Genomic DNA, 16,632 nt, shown 5'->3' on the forward strand with positions numbered 1-16,632 from the left:
AAGAAGCGTAGGAGCCATTACCAGCCCGTAGGCGGACGTGCAGTGGTGTGTCGCGTGTGACTTGTGTGATTTCAGAAGGACACGCCGAGTCAATGCCTCATTCAGGTGACAAACCGAGCCTGGCCAGCATTCCTTGGTGACATTCTTCAACCGTTATCGCGAAGATACGGTGATCTCGCCAGGCACCGTCGATATGCAGAAATCGGGGCGCATATCCGGTCTCGTTGATGCCCAGTTTCTCCACGACACGGAGCGAGTTGGAGTTCTCCGGGCGGATGCAGATCTCGATCCGATGCAGCCGCGCGGCGGTGAAACAGTGGTCGATGACCAGCGCCACCGCCAGCGGCATCACGCCGCGTCCAGCGAAGCGCTGGTCGATCCAGTAGCCGATCGAGGCGAACTGCGCGGAGCCGCGCACGATGTTGTTGACCGTGACCTGACCAGCGAAAACACCGTCGACATCGATCGCGAACGGATAGGTCACGCCACGCTTGGCCTGACGCCGAAGACGACGTACGAGGCTTGCGAACGTCGTGGGCCGCGCGCTCGATCCCGGGGGCACGGTCGCGTCCCACTGGTGCAGCCAGGCTGCCGAGCGGCGGCGCGCCTCGGTCCATGCCTTGGTGTCGAGGCGGTCGAGGGGGCGTAGGGTCACCGCGCCGTGGGAGAGGACGGCGGGCCAGCCGGGATCGGTCACCGGGCCACCTCCGTAGCGCAAGCGCCAGAATACGGACGTGGCCCGATGAGAGATCCGTGGTTCCCTCGCTGACGCTCGGTCACCGGTGGTCGCTTCCCACGGACTGTTCCACGGCGTGAGGCAGCACCGGACGCAGCACGTCGATCGCGTCCTTCACGCCACCCCGGGACCCGGGAAGGTTCACCACCACGCACGCTCCGATCTGACCGGCCAGACCGCGGGACAGTAGCGCCGTCGGGATCCCCTTGGCCACTCCGGCCGCGCGGATGCCCTCGGCGATGCCGGGGATCTCACGATCGAGCAGCGGGCGGGTGACCTCGGGGGTGCGGTCGGTGGGGGTCAGCCCCGTGCCGCCGGTGGTCAGGACGACCCGCGCCCCCTCCTCGGCCGCGCGGGCGATGGCCTCGCCGACCGGTTCTCCGTCGCGTACGACCTCGGGAGGGCCGACCACGAAACCGAGCTCTTTTAGAAAGGCGACCAGGAGGGGCCCGGTGGCGTCCTCATAGACGCCTGCCGAGGCGCGGTTGGAGGCGACGACGACGGTCGCTTTGAGGCTCATCGCGGGCTCTGCCCGATTTCCCAGGTACCCGACTTTCCGCCGGTCTTCATCTCGACCCGGATATCGGTGATGACCGCCCGCTTGTCGACGGCCTTGATCATGTCCACGACCGTGAGTCCCGCTACCGCGACCGCGGTCAGTGCCTCCATCTCGACCCCGGTGCGGTCGGTGGTCTTCACGGTCGCGGTGATCTCGACGGCGTCGTCAGCGACACTCAGCTCGACCTTGACGCCCGAGACCGCCAGCGGGTGGCACAGCGGGATCAGATCGGGGGTCTTCTTGGCGCCCATGATCCCCGCGATGCGGGCGACGGCGAGCGCATCGCCCTTCGGTACGCCCTCGCCGCGGAGCAGCTCGACGACCTCCGGTGCGACCAGCACCCGCCCGGACGCGGTCGCCGTACGAGTCGTGACCGCCTTCTCGGAGACATCGACCATCCGAGCCGCGCCGGTCTCATCGACGTGGGTCAACCTGTCAGCCATCAGAACTCCACGTCCAGCTCGATCACGTCCACCTCGGCGTCCTTGTCCAGCGAGGTCGTCTCCGGCGGAACGACGATCAGGCAGTTGGCGCCGGCGAGGTCCCCGATCAGGTGGGACCCGGGCCCACCGATCGGCGAGACACCGGCACGGGAGCCGTCGTACCAACCGCGCAGATACTGCTCCTTGCCCTTCGGCGAACGCACCGCGTGGGTCAGGGCGGCGCGGCGTACGGGCCTGGCCTCGGGGGTCATGCCCATCAGCCGGCGCAGCGCCGGAAGCACGAAGAGCTCGAAGGAGACGAACGAGGAGACCGGGTTGCCGGGAAGGCACAGGACCGGCACCCGCTCGTCACCGATCCGGCCGAAGCCCTGCGGCTTGCCCGGCTGCATGCTCACCGGGCCGAACCAGACCCCCTCCGGCGTCAGCGCCTCCTTGACAACGTCGTAGTCACCCATCGAGACGCCGCCGGAGGTCACCACCAGGTCGGCACGGACGAGCTGGTCGGAGAGCGCGGTCATGAACGCCCGCGGCTCGTCAGGGACGATCCCGACGCGGTACGCGATCGCGCCGGCACGGCGAGCGGCGGCGGCCAGCAGGAAGGAGTTGCCGTCGTAGATCGAGTCGTGACCCAGGGTCTCGCCGGGCTCGCGCAGCTCTGTGCCGGTCGAGAGCACCACGACCCGGGGGCGCGGGCGCACCGCCACCTGTGCGCGGCCCACGGAGGCGATCAGGCCCAGATGGCGAGGGCCGAGCACCGTGCCCGCGGGGATGAGCAGATCGCCCTTGGCGACATCCTCGCCCGCGTAGCGGACGTGCTGAGCCTCTTCCGGCGTCCGCCGGATCTCGACCTCGGCGACGCCTCGGTCGGTCCACTCGTACGGCACGACCGTGTCGGCACCCGTCGGCAACGGAGCGCCCGTCATGATCTTCGCCGCCGCACCCGGCGGGAGCGCAAGCAGCGAGGCCTGCCCGGCACCGATCTCACCGAGCACCGGCAACCGCACCGGAGCCTCGGCCGAAGCGGTCGCGACGTCGGCGTAGCGGACCGCGTAGCCGTCCATCGAGGAGTTGTCGAAGCCCGGCAGGGCCACCTCGGCATGGATGTCCTCCGCCACCGCCAGCCCGAGGCAGTCCATCAAGGGCTGCGGGTAGGCCGGCATCGGCTCGAGGTCTTCGAGAATGCGCTGGCGATATTCGTGGGGTGTCACCCCGGAAACACTAGTCGCCCGCAGCGCCGTTCTGCGTGGTCGCCTGGGCTCGGCGGGCACGGAAGTCTCGAACGTACGGCAGCAGACCACAGGCGAGGAGGAAGACGGCTCCGAAGATCAAGGTGACCGTGCCCTGGGCCGGGGTCAAACTCAAGCCCTTGGGCACCGTCTCGGGGTAGTCGCTGGTCGGTAGCTCTCGCCCGTCGATCCGGACCTCGATGATCCGACCGCGCCAGAGGGTCGCGGCGACCGGCATGCCGTAGGTCAGTCCCTCGACGTCCTCGTGGTCGAACTTCTCGACGGCACGGACGAAACCGGGGCTACCGTCCGGGTCCAGCCTGGTGTCGCGGAGGTCGATCGAGTACCAGCTGCGACCGCGATATCCCTCGTGGTACTCGGAGCCGACGAACTCGAACTCGCCTTCCCAGGGCAACCCGACCCTTGTGGATCAGCCGTTGGTCAGTCGGACAGGACGGTGGCGGGCGGGACGCGTTCGGCGTCGGCGCCGTCGAGCGAGACCGCGCCGATGACCTTGACACCCTTGCCGAAGGTCCAGTCGCCGTTGACGGTGAGCGAGGCCGCCTTGCGCAGCGACGGTGCGCCCTCGGGGAAGCGCTCGTCGAAGCTGGCGACGTACTTGTAGTAGTCGCCGTCCAGGTCGATGAACGGCACCACGTCGGCGACCTGGTCGAGCACGAAGTTGTCGCCGATGTCGTAGACGTCGGAGCGGAGGACGAGGAGGTCGTTGGTCGTCTTGACCGGGACGAACCGGTCGCGGCCGACCTCGATCAGCTGCGATCCCTCGAAGACCTCGATCGCGGCGCCCATGGCGGTCTCGATCTGGACGACCTTGGGGGTCTTCGGGTCGGCCGGGTCGACGGTCTTCTCGTTGCGGATCAGCGGCAGGCCGAGGATGCCGTCGCGCTCGGAGAGGACCTTCTTGAGCGCCTTGAGGTCGAACCAGATGTTGTTGGTCGAGCAGTACTTGTGGCGGTTGAGGTCCTGCAGCGCCACCTTGTCCTCGTCCAGCGTCTGCGCGGTCTCACGCAGGATGAGGCGGCCGTCGGACTTGCGGCGCGCGAAGTGACCGCCCTTGCGGTCGCTCGGGGTGCGGCGTACGGCCTCGATGGCGAAGGGGGCACCGGACTTGGCGAACCAGCCGGCGACCTTCTCGTCGGGGACGGCGCCGAGGTTGTCGGAGTTGGAGACGAAGACCCGCTCGTAGCCCTGCTCGATGAGCAGGTCGAGGAGCCCGGTGTCGAGCAAGGCTGTGTAGATGTCGCCGTGGCCGGGCGGGCACCACTCGAGCTCGGGGTCCTTGGGCCACTCGACCGGGGTCAGGTCGTCGACGAGCAGGCGCGGCTCACGGTTCTGCAGGAACTCCAGCGGCAGGCCCTCGACCGGCAGGTCCTGGTAGCGCTCGAGTGCGGCCAGGCTGTCCTCGGAGGTGCGGAAGGAGTTCATCAGCAGCAGCGGGAGGCGTACGTCGTACTTCTCGCGCATGTGCAGGATCTGGCGGGCGATCACGTCCAGGAAGCTCAGACCCTTGCGCACGCACAGCAGCGACTTCGCGCGGTCCATACCCATCGAGGTGCCGAGGCCGCCGTTGAGCTTGATCACCGCAGTGGTCGAGATCGCGGCGTGCGCCTCCTCGTCGGTGACCACGACGTCGCTGATCGACGGGATGTCGACCGGCTCGATGGTCTCCTCCGGGATCATCCCGGTCTCACCGTGCTCGAGCTGGCGGTAGTAATGTGCAAATGTCTGCACCGCGACGTCGTCCACGCCGGCATCGCGCATCTTCGCCATTGCCTTGGCCAAACCTGGGCTACCCATAGAGGAAAGCCTAGGCTGTCGTTGTGTCGGGTTCACACACCCCTCCGGGTTCTGATAGTCCAGCCCCCGCTGACCTCGTGGGGCGCAAGACTGCCTTACGCGACCAGTTGCTGACCAGCCGGGGGCGCATCGGGCTCCCTCGGTTGGGTTCGCTCGCGCGCGCCCTGTCGCAGGTGGTCACTGATATTCCAGACGTACGTAGCGCCGGAACGGTTGCGCTCTACGTCTCGATCGGCACCGAACCGGGCACCGGACCTCTGATCGACGAGCTGGACGCGGCCGGGAAACGCATCCTGCTGCCCTGTCTGCTGCCGGACAACGATGTGGACTGGGCCGCCTACGACGGAGAGCTGGTACGGGCGCCTCGGGGGCTGCTAGAGCCCGGCGGGGAGCGGTTGGGCGTCTCCGCGATCGCCGACGCTGACGTAGTTCTCGTCCCCGGCCTGGCCGTCGACTCGCGTGGGCATCGGATGGGGCGTGGCGGCGGATCCTACGACCGCGTGCTGGCTCGGGTGCCGGCCGGAACCTTCACCTGCGCACTTCTCTATCCATGGGAGATCGGCGTCTCGGTGCCGGTCGAGGCTCACGACCGGGCGGTCGGAGCGGCGGCGAGCGCGGAGGGAATGCAGCGCTTCTTCTAGGCGTTCGCTAATATTGGCAGTCGCGCCCGTCGAGTGCCAGATTCTGTTCTAGGAGAAACGTGCCCACCTATCAGTACGCCTGCACCGAGTGCGGCCACGCCTTCGACCAGTTCCAGAGCTTCAGCGACGCCTCGCTGACCGAGTGCCCCGAGTGCGGCGGCAAGCTGCGCAAGGTCTTCAGTGCCGCCGGCGTCGTCTTCAAGGGCTCCGGGTTCTACCGCACCGACTCCCGCTCCGGGTCCTCCTCGTCGTCGGACTCGTCGTCCACTTCGTCGTCCTCGTCGACCACCTCCTCGACCCCGGCCCCGGCCGCCTCCGGCTCTTCCGACTGACCGAGGCGTCACCCGCGTCGGCCGAGACGTCACGTACGTCGGCCGAGACGGCACCTCCGTGACGTCTCGGTCGACGGGAGTGACGCCTCGGCCTTTGGTTTTCCACAGGGTTGTCCACAACATGTTCGGGGCTGTGGATAGCGAGATGCGGGAATCGCGAGGGCGACTTAGCGTGCCGACATGTTCACTCGAATCACGTCCTTCTCCCGCCGCGTACGCCGCGGGGTCCTCGCCCATCGACGCCTGCTGGCGTTCCTGCTGACCGCCTCCGCGGTCGCGCTCGGGTTCTCGGCCACCAGGCCGGACCCACCCGACACCTCGACGATGGCGGTCGCCTCCCGAGATCTGCCGGTCGGCACGGTTCTCACCGCCGCCGACCTCACCGACGTCTCGACCGACCCCGCCAACGTGCCCGTCGACCTGGCCGAAGCGCCGCTCGGTGAGCGCCTCGCAGCGCCCCTGCGGCGCGGCGAGCCCGTCACCGACGTACGCCTCGTGGGGCCGGAGTTGACCGAGGGACACCCCGACCTGGTGGCCGTCCCGGTCCGGCTCCCCGACGCCGAGATGGCCGGGCTGCTCCAAGTCGGCGACACCGTCGACCTCTACGCCACCGATCCCGCCACCGCCGAGACCGCCCGGGTCACCACCGACACGCTGATCCTCAGCCTCCCTCAAGGCGCGGAACCGAGCCGCGATGATTCCATGGCACAAGGAAAGACCGACGGGTTTGGCGTCACGAACACTTCGGCCGGGCGTCTGGTCATCGTCGGAGTCGCCGAGAACAGCGTCGAGGACGTCACATCAGCAGGGGTGGGTGGCTACCTCACCTTCGCGTACTGACGGCCAACGCACGCCACATCCGGGGTCTCCTTCACCTCACACAATGAGCAACAGGAGAAAGCAACACATGAACGGTTTCAAGAAGTTCCTGCTCCAGGGCGACCTGATCAAACTAGCGGTCGCGTTCATCATGGGTGCCGCGTTCGCCTCCGTGGTCACTGCCACGGTTGACGTCATCATGGACCTGATCGGGAAGGTCGGCGGTACGCCGGACTTCTCGAACTACGAGCCGGGCGGCGTCAGCCTCGGCGCCTGGCTGACCGCGGTGATCTCCTTCGTCATCATGGCCGCGGTGGTCTACTTCATGATCGTGAAGCCCTACACCCACGCCAAGGAGCGCTTCTTCCCGGAGCCCGAGCCGGGCGAGACCGAGATCGACATCCTCAAGCAGATCCGCGACCGCCTCAGCGCCGTTCGCTGACACATTCGCGCCCAGATGCCGTCTCACCCACCGTGGTGAGGCGGCACCTGCGATTTCAGCCATCGATCCGTTGCCGACTCCTCCGACTCCGCCGACGATTCCCGCTCGTCGCTGGTCGTCTCCGGAAGTACGTCACCGAAGATCCGCGCCAGCCTCTGCTTGCGCTTCCACTCCGGCTCGTCCGGCGCTTCCGGTTCGGGCGTGGTGTCCTCAGCCATCAGCAGAGCCCCGCACGCTCGCGCTCAGCCTTAGCCTGTTCGGCGATCTCAGCAAGCTCCTCTTCGGTCGCGCCGCTGCTGGCATTGCCCGACGCGTCGCCCGAGGAGTCGCCCGATGCGTCTCCCGAGGACGCATCGTCGGAGGGCTCGGAACCAGCGGTCTCGCCGTCGGTGCCCTCACCCGAGTCGTCGGACTTCTTCTTGTCCTTGTCGCCCGCGGCCTGCCCAGCGTCCAATGACCCGGCCGCGATCTTCTTGGTCAACGGCTTGTCGTTCGCGATGGCCTTCCAGACGTTCTTGGCCTTCTCGGGATCGAGGATCACGCGGTTCTCGTTTTGCGGATCCGCTATGACAGGGATGGTGAGGAACTTGATGTTCTCCATCCCGATGCTCTGGAAGCCGGCACCGATCTTGGCCATCGTATCGAGGTTGTCCTTGAGGCCCTCGTCCATCGTCAGGCCCTTCGTCGCCGCATTCAGGAAGCCGAGGACCTTCGTCGGACTCGACAAGGTGTCGCCGGAGAGCAGCTTCGCCGCCATCGAGCCGATGAACGCCTGCTGGCGCTTCGCCCGCAACAAATCGCTTCCGTCACCGAAGACGTGACGCATGCGAACGTACTGAAGAGCTTCCTTGCCATTGAGCGTCTGGGGTCCAGCATCGAACTTCGCGCCTGAGTAACTGTCGTCGACAGCCTCAGGAAGGCAAACGTCGACGCCCTCGATGGCATCGACCATCCCCTTGAAGCTTCCGAAGTCGACCACGACGACATGGTTGACGGTGAGGTCGCACTTCGAACCGCACATCTCGTCAGCCACTGCCTCGACCTGCTCAACGGTGCAGGTCGGACCTCCAGTCTCGTACGCGGCGTTCCACTGCACATAGTCAGCCGGGTCGGTCTTCCCTTCCTCCGTCTTGCACGAAGGTCTGTTGACCATCGTGTCGCGCGGGATGGAGACGCCGTAAGCGAACTTACGGTTCGCCGAAAGGTGCAACAGGATGGTGGTATCCGAGCCGCCACCGCTCTCGCCGTCCAGGCCACATCCCTTGCAGTCGCGGCTGTCCGACCCCATCACGAGGATGTTGATCGGTTCCTTCGGCCCGACGTCAGCGGCCGCCTCGCCGAGGCTGACTGTGCTGATGTTCGACCGCAGGCTGCGGTAGGTGTAGACGGTGAACAGGCCGACGAGCAGCGCCAGCACGAGCAGGGTCGAGCTGAGCACCTGCCACACACCGACCCGCGGCTTGTCGCGCTCCTCGCGCTCGTCCTCGGGGTAGGGGGCGTACGGCTCCTGGTAGCCGTCCTGGGGCGGATAGTCGTCGTAGGACTCGTCGTCATAGCCCGAGGCATACGCAGCGCCATGGCGGCCCGGGGCGGGATAGGCCTCGTGGCGGGCCTCGTGCAGCTCATCACGTGAGGACGTGCGACCTCGGGGCCGGTCGGCCGGATCAGGTCGGGGCGCGACAGCGGTCGCGCCGGGGTCGTTCCAGTCGAACTCGCGTGCGGCCGGCGGGGCGAGCTGCTGGTCGGGGACCTGGGGGGCGGGGGGGGGGGGGTGAGGATCCTGGCGATACCACTCCGACGCGGGCGCGATCGCGGTCTCCTCGACGGAGGGTACGGGGGCCGGCGGCGCGGGTATTCGGCGTCCAGGGCGCGGAGTCTCGCGCAACGGAGGGGCCACGGCTGTCGCGTCGGGGTCCCACTCCTGAGGGGCGGCAGGGGCAGGCATCGGCGACTGGCCAGAGGTCCCCCGGCCCATCGCCTGCAAGCGCTCGGCGCGGGTCGGCTCCCGCCGCACCGGTTCTGCGTGCAGCGGCTCGACAGCGGGAGGCCCAGGCTGAGCCGGCTCCTGACGGGCCGGACGCGCAGCCCGACGGCCGCCGCTCGATGATGCGGGCCCGGGAGGCGGCGGCGACACGAACTCGGACTGCGGACGTGCGGCTCGCCGGCCACCGCCGGGCTCCGCCGACGGCTGGTCGGTCGGTACGTCGGCGACCCGAGCACCACGGCCGGAACGAGTCCCCCCAGACTCGTTGCTCTCAGGCTCGTCGGCGCCGTACATCCACTCGAATCCGGACACGCCGGGGCCTGAATCCGCACCCCCACGTCGGGGAGGCATGGAGGCGTCAGGCATAGATCACCGTCACTCGTCGCTGGTCATTGGGGGGGATTCGGGTTGAGTCGACGGTGACTCAACCTACGCGAGGGCCCCAAGTTTGGCCCCTGACCGCATCGAACCCCAAACCGTAGTATCACCTGCCACCATGGCAAGATATTCGCGAATGCCCCAGTAGCTCAGTGGATAGAGCAGCCGCCTCCTAAGCGAAAGGTCGCAAGTTCGACTCTTGCCTGGGGCACCAATTCCAGATATTTCCCCGTAGCACCGCGCCCTAGGACGCGCTGTCGACGACCTCGAACCGGATCCCGGCAGCCTGGAGGCGCTCCAGGAGCGCGTCGCCCATCGCGACCGCGGTGGTCACCGAACCGGACGTCTCGGGCAGCGTGTCGAAGGCCAGGCAGAGCGCCGACTCGGCGAGCATCTTCGCCGTCTCGGTGTAGCCGGGGTCGCCTCCGGAGACCTTGGTGTGGATGTTCCGGCCGCCGGACTCGGCGACGAAGTCGACGGTGAACCACGACTTCTCCCGGCGCCCCTCGGAGGGTCCTGTGCCCTGCTTGACCCGCTCGCCGAGCTTGGCTCGCAGCGGCGGCACCTGCATCGCGAGCGCGAGGGCGCCGACCCCGACGGCGCCGCCGACGGCGTACCTCAACGTCTTGGTGCCGGCGAAGTGGGAGTAGGTGAAGGCGGGGCCGTACGACTCCAGCGCCCGCCCGGAGCGGGCGACGATGAACGGGTCGATGGTCGGCAGCGGCAGCAGCCAGTAGCCGAGCTCGCTGTCGCGGCCGAGCGACGGCTTGGCAGCCCGAGACCTTCGCCCCACCGGCCGCTCCTCGAGCGCCCGGCGCTCGCGCGACGCCGCCGTCATCTCCCGCGGTCGAGACATCTGCCCCAGCGCCGAGTGGAAGGTGCCGCCGGAGAAGGTGGCGTTGGAGCGGACGACGCCCTTCATCGTCAGCGGTCCGGTGATCTCCCCGCCGGCGGCGAGCTCGCGCACGGTGAAGAAGGCGCCGAGGTCGTGCGGGATCGAGTCGAACCCGCAGGCGTGCACGATCCGGGCACCGTTGGCGCGGGCGGTGGCGTCGTACTTCACGAACATGCGGTCGACGAACTCAGGCTCTCCGGTCAGGTCGACGTAGTCGGTGCCAGCCTCGGCGCAGGCCTTGACCAGCGGCTCGCCGTACTCCAGGTAGGGCCCGACCGTCGTGATCACGACGCGAGCACGTGCCGCCAGTGCGGCCAGCGACGAGGAATCGTGCACGTCGGCCTGGAGGAGCTCGACGTCGGCGGAGCCGAGCCCGTCGCGGACGGCCTCGAGGCGCGACAGGGAGCGGCCCGCGAGCGCCCAGCGCAGCCCCTCGGGCGCGTGCGCGGCCAGATACTCGGCGACCAGACCGCCGGTGAACCCGGTCGCACCGAACAGGACGATGTCGAGATCGCGAGAAGACGTCATAACCGCTACCTTTCCAGAAGCAACGAATTCCGAGACGGCACGGGTCTCTCAGTGATCAAATGTTGCATCAATAGGGATACTCTTGAGCGGTTTCTTTCGGTGAATCAGCATTTGAGTGAACGACCAGGCACCATCCCCAACCACGAGATGAGTGAGACGAGCCTGTGGGTGACGCGGTGATCAGCGTTCTGCTGGCCGACGGTCACGACGTTGTGCGTGTCGGCGTGCGTACGGTCCTGCTGCCCGAACCAGACATCGAGGTCGTCGGTGAGGCCCGCACCGCCGCCGAGGCACGACCGCTGATCGCGACGCTCCGTCCTGACGTACTCATCCTCGACGCCCACCTGCCCGACGCCTCCGGCGTGGCGCTGTGCCGCGAGGCGTTGGCGATGAAGAGCGACATCCGCTGCATGATCCTGGCCACCGACGCCGACGACGAGGTGATGAGCCAGGCGATCATGGCCGGGGCGGCCGGTTACGTGCTCAAGCAGATCGAGGCGACGAGCCTGGTCTCCGGCGTACGCCTGGTGGCCAGCGGCCACACCCTCTTCGACCCCGAGGCGGCCGCCAAGGTGGTCCACAACGTCGAGGAGCGCCGCCGGATGCACGAGGTGGTCGCCGACCTGACTCCGCAACAGCGCCGGATCCTGGTCCTGCTCGCCGAGGGCATCTCCAACCGGCAGATCGCCGACCGTCTGGTGCTGGCGGAGAAGACCGTGAAGAACCACATCACCGGTCTGCTCGCAAAGCTCGGCGTCAGCCACCGCACCCAGGCCGCTCTGATGGCGAGCCGGCTCCTCGAGGACGGCGTCGTGCCGCGGCCGGCTCCCCCTGCCGACGACGTGCGGCAGACGAAGGGCACCCCACCCAACGGCGGGCCGATGCCACCGCATCCGCGCGGCCAGGCCCCCTCCCGCACCCCTGGCCGATCACGCTGACCGTCGCCTGGATCCAGGTACCGTGGATGGCATGTGCCGCAACATCCGCCCGCTCCACAACTTCGAGCCGCCCGCCACCAACGACGAGGTCGCCGCTGCCGCCCTGCAGTTCGTACGCAAGGTGAGCGGCACGACCAAGCCTTCGGCCGCCAACCAAGAGGCCTTCGACCAGGCCGTCGCCGAGATCGCCCACATCACCCGGCATCTCCTCGACGATCTGGTCACCAGCGCCCCCAAGAAGAACCGGGAGGCCGAGGCCGCGAAGCGCAAGGCTCGCGCCGAGGCGAGGTACGCCTGATGACGCTCGCCCCGGGGGCGAGCGACACCGATTCATACGCAGCTGCCCTGGCCCTCCTGCAGGACCGGCGCCTCGTGGTGCTGACCGGGGCCGGCGTCTCGACCGACTCGGGCATCCCCGACTACCGCAGCCCGGGCAGCCCGTCACGGCAGCCGATGACCTTCCAGCAGTTCATCTCGGGGCCGCAGGAGCGGCAGCGCTACTGGGCTCGCAGCCACCTCGGCTGGCGGCGGATGGGCAGCGCGGTGCCGAACGCCGGCCACCGCGCCCTGGCCGCGATCGATCCGGAGATGCTGATCACCCAGAACGTCGATGGTCTGCACGAGCAGGCGGCACCCGAGCTCGCCAGCGACGGCCGGATCGTGACGCTGCACGGCCGGGTGGCCGATGTGATCTGCCTGTCCTGCCGCACGCTGAGCCCGCGCCGCGATCTCCAGGAGCGGATGGAGGCGCTCAACGCGGGTTGGGCCGAGGCGCACGCGGATGTGGAGACCCGGCCTGACGGTGACGTCGCGCTCGAGGAGACGCAGGACTTCGTCGTGCCTGACTGCGAGATCTGCGGCGGCATCCTCAAGCCGGACGTCGTCTTCTTCGGGGAGAACGTCCCCAAGGACCGGGTCGCCCGGTGCATGGAAGCGGTCGATGCGCTCGCCGCGGCCCGCGGCGAGCAGCACGAGGGGAAGGTCGGCGTGCTGCTCGTCGCGGGCTCGAGTCTGGCGGTGATGAGTGGCTATCGGTTCGTACGCAGGGCCGCGAAGGCCGGGATCCCTGTCGTCATCGTCAACCGCGGCGCCACCAGGGGCGATGGGGAGGCTGCGTACAAGCTGGAGGTCGGAACCAGCGAGTTCCTCACCACCTTGGCGTCACGCAGAGCGTGACTGGGGCAGGTCGGCCATGCGGCCGGCGGCCTCGTCGACGGAGAGTCTGGCCCCGATGAAGAAGTGGTAGACCGGGCCATCGTCGATCAGCAGCACCTTGGCGCTGTGGTAGTCGCCGCCGAGGTCGGTGAGCACGATCTCCTCGCCGCGCTCGAGGTGACGAGTCAGGCCGGTGTCGGTGTGGTGGACGGCGACTGGGCGGAACGTCTCATCCAGCTCGCGACCGCGAGCGGGCAGATGAACGACCTCCATAGAGCTCTCCCCTCCGGAGACCCCCGCAAGTCTCGACATGACAACTGCTGAAGCCCACATCGACAATCGGGCTTCCAGCAGGCCTTGCACGTCAAACATAAGCATCTATGACGTAATCGGTCCAGAGTGATGTGCCAGATTCTGCCGACGTCGAGAGAATTTCACCCACGGTTACAAAAGTGGGCGCAGCGTTGCCACATCGAAGCCGACTCGTGGAGCCGACCGACGCTAATTCGGCGGGTCAGAGGGCCTTCACGAAGATATGGTCCGCGGCCTCGGGGATGATCTCCGCAGTCTCCCCACCGGAGCCGAGCATGACCCCGTCGGGGGTCGCCTTGATGGCGACGGTCTGGTCCGGGGTCGCGCCGACCCGGCGCAGGGCGCTCATCAGCGACTCGTCCTTCTGCATCTCCTCGGAGATGCGGCGCACCAGGACGGTGGCGCGCTCGGAGCTCGCCGCAGCCGTGAGCGACTGGACGCCGGCCATGAAGTCCTCGTCGGCGGGCTTGCCGCCGAGCTCGTCGAGACCGGGGATCGGGTTGCCGTAGGGCGACTCGGTCGGGTCGCCGAGCAGGTCGAGCAGTCGCTTCTCGACGGTGTCGGACATGACGTGCTCCCAGCGGCACGCCTCCTCGTGCACGAGCTCCCAGTCGAGGCCGATGACGTCGGTCAGCAGCCGCTCGGCGAGCCGGTGCTTGCGCATCACCCGGGTGGCCAGGCGAAGGCCCTCGTCGGTGAGCTGCAGGTGGCGGTCACCCTCGACGGTGAGCAGCCCGTCGCGCTCCATCCGGGCAACAGTCTGGGAGACCGTGGGGCCGGACTGGTGCAGACGCTCTGCGATACGGGCGCGCAGCGGAACGATTCCCTCTTCGACCAGCTCGTAGATCGTGCGGAGGTACATCTCGGTGGTATCGATGAGATCGCTCACGGGCTAATCCTACATCCTTGAATCAGTCAGAAAAACCGAACCCAGCAGGGTGTGTCCCGAACGACGTCGGCCTGCAGGAGAGATCATCGCGGCGCGATCCCCTAGGAGCCCTGGCGTTCTAGGGCTTCGTTGTATCTGGAAAGCATAGCGCTGAGCCGGTCGATCTCGTCCGGACTCCAGTCGGCCAGCCGGTCGTTGAAACGTACGCGACGCTCCCGGGCCACCCGCTCGAGCCCGTCCCGCGCCTGGGCGGTCACCGAGACCAGGCTGGCACGCCCGTCCTCGGGGTCGGGATGGCGCTCGAGCAGGCCCAGGTCGATCATGGCCTGCACCATCCGGCTGACCGCTCCCTTGTCGATGCCGAGTCCGTCGACCAGCGCGGAGGCGCGTACGGGGCCACGCTCGGCGATCCAGGTCAGCATCATGTAGCCGCCGGGCGGCAGATCCGGGTGGAGCATCCGGCCGCGTGCCTTCATCGCCCGCTTGGCCCTCCACACGAGCACACCGACCTCGGACTCGAGCCGGCTGAGCGACTCACCGCGAGGGCCGTCCTCGAACTGCTCGCCCTGGGCGGCTTTGTCCATGGCTGTCATCCCTGTCATCTCCGGCCCGCTCCTCCCGCCTCGAGCTCCGCGGCGACCTCAGGAGCGATCTCATCGTGAGCGAGGTCCTCGATCGTAGTCTTGAGCGGAACCTCCTTGATACCCAGGATCGCAACCAGCGCGATGACCGCGCACGGGATGGCCACCAGGAAGAGATCGGCGGTGGCGACGGCGAAGGCGTGCTCGTAGAGAGCCTGCACCGCGCTCGGCATGCTCGCCGGGTCGGCGAGCCCGCCGCCCTGCAGGCTCTGGAGCTCCTCGGGGGTCACCTTTCCGCTGGCCACCAGCTCGGGGATGCCGTCGGTGATGACGTCCTCGACCCGGTGGGAGAGCACCGCGCCGAGCGCGGCGATGCCCATCGAGCCGCCCATGGACCGGAAGAACGCGACGACCGAGGACCCGGCACCCATGTCCTTGTTGTCGAGGTTGTTCTGCACCGCGAGGACGAGGTTCTGGTTGGTGGCGCCGACGCCGAGACCGAGAATGGCCATGAAAGCGCCCACCAGGGCCAGGTTGGTGTGCTCGTCGATCGTGCTGAGCAGGTAGAGCCCGATCGGCAGCATGATGCCGCCGAAGATCAGGTAGCGCTTCCAGCGTCCGGTGGAGCTGATCAGGCGCCCGGTGATCATCCCGGCACTGGAGAGGCCGAGCACCATGCAGATCGACATCAGGCCGGCGTGGGTCGGCGTCATCCCGCGAGCGGTCTGGAAGTACTGCTGCAGGTAGACCGTCGCGCCGAACATCCCGGCACCGACGAAGAACGAGGCGAGGGTGGAGAGGACCATCGTGCGGTCGCGGAAGAGGCGCAGCGGGATGATCGGCTCCTTGGCGAACCTGCCCTCGACCAGGATCGCGAGGGCCAGCACGACGACGCTGCCGGCGACCAGGGCGTACGACATCAGCGAGGTCCACGCGAAGGAGTCGCCGCCCAGGGTGACCCAGATCAGCAGCGTCGAGACGCCGGCGACCAGCAGGAACGCGCCGAGGTAGTCGATGCTGACCTCGCGGCGTACGTGCGGGAGGTGCAGGGTCTTCTGGAGCAGGATGAAGGCGACCACCGCGAACGGCACGCCGACGTAGAACACGCCGGGCCAGCCCAGCGGGGAGTCGACGATCACGCCGCCGACGAGCGGCCCGATGACCGTGGCCAGGGCGAAGACCGCGCCGATGTAACCCGAGTAGCGACCGCGCTCACGCGGGGAGACGATCGTCGCGATGATCACCTGGATCAACGCGATGATGCCGCCCATGCCGAGGCCGGCGATGACCCGGCCGGTGATGATCACCGGCATCGACGGCGCCAGACCACAGATCGCCGATCCGACGATGAAGAGGCCGAGAGCGGCCTGGACCAGCACCTTCTTGTTGTAGAGGTCGGCGAGCTTGCCCCAGATCGGCATCGTCGCGGTCATCGCCAGCATGCTCGAGACGACGATCCAGGTGTAGCCACTCTGGGTGCCGCCGAGGTCGGTGACGATCCGCGGCAGGGCGTTGGCGACCGACGTACCGGACAGCATGGCGACGAAGAGCGCCATCAGAAGGCCGGAGAGGACCTCCATGATCTGGCGGTGGGTCATCTGCGGTGCCGAGATGGCCTGCGAGGACTGCTGGGACTCTGACAAGTGGGACTCGGCTCTCACGCGAATTGGTTGAACATCGACAACCAATGTACGTCGGATTAGTTGCTAAACGCAACTTGTCGCCGGTCGCGACTATGCCCGTCAAAAACAAGGGCGACCCGCAGGCGGGCCAGGTGGCCAACCCGGTGGATGAGTCCGGTACGCCTGCGGGTCGGGTGGCTGCTAGTGAATTGCCAGCCCCCATCCATAGTTGGGGAAGCTGCTAGCGAGCAGCCACCTCACGCATCCAATCGTTCTTCATCTGATCGGATCACCTCCTTTCCCGTGTGGCTCAACGGTAGGCGCCTGGCCATAT

Annotated in this window: 20 protein-coding genes and 1 tRNA gene; 8 read left to right on the forward strand and 13 right to left on the reverse strand. The window is 67.8% G+C overall.

All coding sequences use genetic code 11. The features are described 5' to 3' along the window. Positions 1–97: 97 nt before the first annotated feature. The 6 genes from ACFWQC_RS19995 to ACFWQC_RS20020 all read right to left on the reverse strand — a co-directional run bounded on the left by ACFWQC_RS19995 (position 98) and on the right by ACFWQC_RS20020 (position 4,782). The gene (locus tag ACFWQC_RS19995) at positions 98–697 is read right to left on the reverse strand and encodes a GNAT family N-acetyltransferase (RefSeq protein ID WP_378681815.1); all 600 of its coding nucleotides are present in this window, start codon (positions 695–697) and stop codon (positions 98–100) included. Between the two features lie 79 nt (positions 698–776). Further along, a complete protein-coding gene (locus ACFWQC_RS20000; protein WP_378681818.1) occupies positions 777–1,256 on the reverse strand; it encodes a molybdenum cofactor biosynthesis protein B in 480 nt (159 codons plus the stop codon). After that, entirely contained in the window at positions 1,253–1,738 is a 486-nt protein-coding gene (gene moaC / locus ACFWQC_RS20005) for a cyclic pyranopterin monophosphate synthase MoaC (protein WP_378681821.1), read from the reverse strand. Before moaC ends, ACFWQC_RS20000 begins: the two co-directional genes overlap by 4 nt. Further along, positions 1,738–2,946, reverse strand: a complete 1,209-nt coding sequence (glp, locus tag ACFWQC_RS20010; protein ID WP_378681823.1) for a gephyrin-like molybdotransferase Glp — start codon at positions 2,944–2,946, stop codon at positions 1,738–1,740. Before glp ends, moaC begins: the two co-directional genes overlap by 1 nt. A 10-nt stretch (positions 2,947–2,956) precedes the next feature. Further along, the gene (locus ACFWQC_RS20015) at positions 2,957–3,379 is read right to left on the reverse strand and encodes a hypothetical protein (RefSeq protein WP_378681826.1); all 423 of its coding nucleotides are present in this window, start codon (positions 3,377–3,379) and stop codon (positions 2,957–2,959) included. A gap of 26 nt (positions 3,380–3,405) precedes the next feature. Beyond that, positions 3,406–4,782: a UTP--glucose-1-phosphate uridylyltransferase gene (locus tag ACFWQC_RS20020; protein ID WP_378681828.1), complete on the reverse strand. Its 1,377-nt coding sequence runs from the start codon at positions 4,780–4,782 to the stop codon at positions 3,406–3,408. 77 nt (positions 4,783–4,859) lie between these two features. Here ACFWQC_RS20020 and ACFWQC_RS20025 point away from each other — a divergent pair, with 77 nt between their 5' ends. From ACFWQC_RS20025 to ACFWQC_RS20040, 4 genes are all read left to right on the forward strand, one after another. Further along, a complete protein-coding gene (locus tag ACFWQC_RS20025) occupies positions 4,860–5,423 on the forward strand; it encodes a 5-formyltetrahydrofolate cyclo-ligase (RefSeq protein ID WP_378681830.1) in 564 nt (187 codons plus the stop codon). Between the two features lie 59 nt (positions 5,424–5,482). Beyond that, positions 5,483–5,755, forward strand: a complete 273-nt coding sequence (locus ACFWQC_RS20030; protein ID WP_378681833.1) for an FmdB family zinc ribbon protein — start codon at positions 5,483–5,485, stop codon at positions 5,753–5,755. A 180-nt stretch (positions 5,756–5,935) separates the two neighbouring features. Beyond that, positions 5,936–6,595, forward strand: coding sequence for an SAF domain-containing protein (locus ACFWQC_RS20035; protein WP_378681835.1), 660 nt, complete (start codon positions 5,936–5,938; stop codon positions 6,593–6,595). A gap of 67 nt (positions 6,596–6,662) precedes the next feature. After that, entirely contained in the window at positions 6,663–7,016 is a 354-nt protein-coding gene (locus ACFWQC_RS20040; protein ID WP_378681838.1) for an MscL family protein, read from the forward strand. A gap of 23 nt (positions 7,017–7,039) precedes the next feature. Here ACFWQC_RS20040 and ACFWQC_RS20045 read toward each other — a convergent pair whose 3' ends face one another. Then, positions 7,040–7,234, reverse strand: a complete 195-nt coding sequence (locus tag ACFWQC_RS20045) for a hypothetical protein (protein WP_378681841.1) — start codon at positions 7,232–7,234, stop codon at positions 7,040–7,042. Next, positions 7,234–8,454 (reverse strand): LCP family protein, encoded by a 1,221-nt coding sequence (locus tag ACFWQC_RS20050; RefSeq protein ID WP_378681843.1) that lies wholly within the window; start codon positions 8,452–8,454, stop codon positions 7,234–7,236. The genes ACFWQC_RS20045 and ACFWQC_RS20050 overlap by 1 nt, the downstream gene beginning before the upstream one ends. Positions 8,455–9,516: 1,062 nt before the next feature. Here ACFWQC_RS20050 and ACFWQC_RS20055 point away from each other — a divergent pair. Then, positions 9,517–9,592, forward strand: a tRNA-Arg gene (locus tag ACFWQC_RS20055). A 30-nt stretch (positions 9,593–9,622) separates the two neighbouring features. Here ACFWQC_RS20055 and ACFWQC_RS20060 read toward each other — a convergent pair. Next, entirely contained in the window at positions 9,623–10,801 is a 1,179-nt protein-coding gene (locus tag ACFWQC_RS20060; RefSeq protein WP_378681845.1) for a saccharopine dehydrogenase family protein, read from the reverse strand. 176 nt (positions 10,802–10,977) lie between these two features. Between ACFWQC_RS20060 and ACFWQC_RS20065 the strand changes: the two genes are divergently transcribed. The 3 genes from ACFWQC_RS20065 to ACFWQC_RS20075 are packed head-to-tail and all read left to right on the forward strand — an operon-like array spanning position 10,978 to position 12,915. Continuing rightward, positions 10,978–11,739, forward strand: a complete 762-nt coding sequence (locus ACFWQC_RS20065; RefSeq protein WP_378681848.1) for a LuxR C-terminal-related transcriptional regulator — start codon at positions 10,978–10,980, stop codon at positions 11,737–11,739. Between the two features lie 31 nt (positions 11,740–11,770). Then, entirely contained in the window at positions 11,771–12,037 is a 267-nt protein-coding gene (locus ACFWQC_RS20070) for a DUF2277 domain-containing protein (protein ID WP_378681850.1), read from the forward strand. After that, on the forward strand, positions 12,037–12,915 hold the full coding sequence (locus ACFWQC_RS20075) for a Sir2 family NAD-dependent protein deacetylase (RefSeq protein WP_378681853.1): 879 nt from the start codon (positions 12,037–12,039) through the stop codon (positions 12,913–12,915). The genes ACFWQC_RS20070 and ACFWQC_RS20075 overlap by 1 nt, the downstream gene beginning before the upstream one ends. Here ACFWQC_RS20075 and ACFWQC_RS20080 read toward each other — a convergent pair. The 4 genes from ACFWQC_RS20080 to ACFWQC_RS20095 form a co-directional block, all read right to left on the reverse strand. Continuing rightward, positions 12,901–13,167 carry a hypothetical protein gene (locus ACFWQC_RS20080; RefSeq protein ID WP_378681856.1) on the reverse strand — a complete coding sequence of 89 codons (267 nt, stop codon included), beginning with the start codon at positions 13,165–13,167 and terminating at the stop codon, positions 12,901–12,903. The two genes, ACFWQC_RS20075 and ACFWQC_RS20080, sit on opposite strands and share 15 nt — an antisense overlap. Positions 13,168–13,408: 241 nt before the next feature. Further along, positions 13,409–14,095, reverse strand: a complete 687-nt coding sequence (locus tag ACFWQC_RS20085) for a metal-dependent transcriptional regulator (RefSeq protein ID WP_141802577.1) — start codon at positions 14,093–14,095, stop codon at positions 13,409–13,411. A gap of 101 nt (positions 14,096–14,196) precedes the next feature. After that, positions 14,197–14,697 (reverse strand): MarR family winged helix-turn-helix transcriptional regulator, encoded by a 501-nt coding sequence (locus ACFWQC_RS20090; protein WP_378681859.1) that lies wholly within the window; start codon positions 14,695–14,697, stop codon positions 14,197–14,199. Further along, complete coding sequence (locus tag ACFWQC_RS20095) at positions 14,694–16,319, reverse strand: MFS transporter (RefSeq protein WP_378681862.1); 1,626 nt, start codon at positions 16,317–16,319, stop codon at positions 14,694–14,696. The genes ACFWQC_RS20090 and ACFWQC_RS20095 overlap by 4 nt, the downstream gene beginning before the upstream one ends. Between the last annotated feature and the right edge of the window lie 313 nt (positions 16,320–16,632).

Origin of the sequence: Nocardioides sp. NPDC058538 (assembly GCF_042719275.1) — a bacterium.
Classification (GTDB): domain Bacteria; phylum Actinomycetota; class Actinomycetes; order Propionibacteriales; family Nocardioidaceae; genus Nocardioides.

What these genes read in the sequence shown, in the direction of transcription:
- ACFWQC_RS20000 (WP_378681818.1), bottom strand. Translation starts at nt 1,256, where the DNA reads ATGAGCCTCAAAGCGACCGTCGTCGTCGCCTCCAACCGCGCCTCGGCA.
- moaC (WP_378681821.1), bottom strand. Translation starts at nt 1,738, where the DNA reads ATGGCTGACAGGTTGACCCACGTCGATGAGACCGGCGCGGCTCGGATG.
- ACFWQC_RS20020 (WP_378681828.1), bottom strand. Translation starts at nt 4,782, where the DNA reads ATGGGTAGCCCAGGTTTGGCCAAGGCAATGGCGAAGATGCGCGATGCC.
- ACFWQC_RS20035 (WP_378681835.1), top strand. Translation starts at nt 5,936, where the DNA reads ATGTTCACTCGAATCACGTCCTTCTCCCGCCGCGTACGCCGCGGGGTC.
- ACFWQC_RS20040 (WP_378681838.1), top strand. Translation starts at nt 6,663, where the DNA reads ATGAACGGTTTCAAGAAGTTCCTGCTCCAGGGCGACCTGATCAAACTA.
- ACFWQC_RS20045 (WP_378681841.1), bottom strand. Translation starts at nt 7,234, where the DNA reads ATGGCTGAGGACACCACGCCCGAACCGGAAGCGCCGGACGAGCCGGAG.
- ACFWQC_RS20060 (WP_378681845.1), bottom strand. Translation starts at nt 10,801, where the DNA reads ATGACGTCTTCTCGCGATCTCGACATCGTCCTGTTCGGTGCGACCGGG.
- ACFWQC_RS20070 (WP_378681850.1), top strand. Translation starts at nt 11,771, where the DNA reads ATGTGCCGCAACATCCGCCCGCTCCACAACTTCGAGCCGCCCGCCACC.
- ACFWQC_RS20075 (WP_378681853.1), top strand. Translation starts at nt 12,037, where the DNA reads ATGACGCTCGCCCCGGGGGCGAGCGACACCGATTCATACGCAGCTGCC.
- ACFWQC_RS20080 (WP_378681856.1), bottom strand. Translation starts at nt 13,167, where the DNA reads ATGGAGGTCGTTCATCTGCCCGCTCGCGGTCGCGAGCTGGATGAGACG.
- ACFWQC_RS20090 (WP_378681859.1), bottom strand. Translation starts at nt 14,697, where the DNA reads ATGACAGGGATGACAGCCATGGACAAAGCCGCCCAGGGCGAGCAGTTC.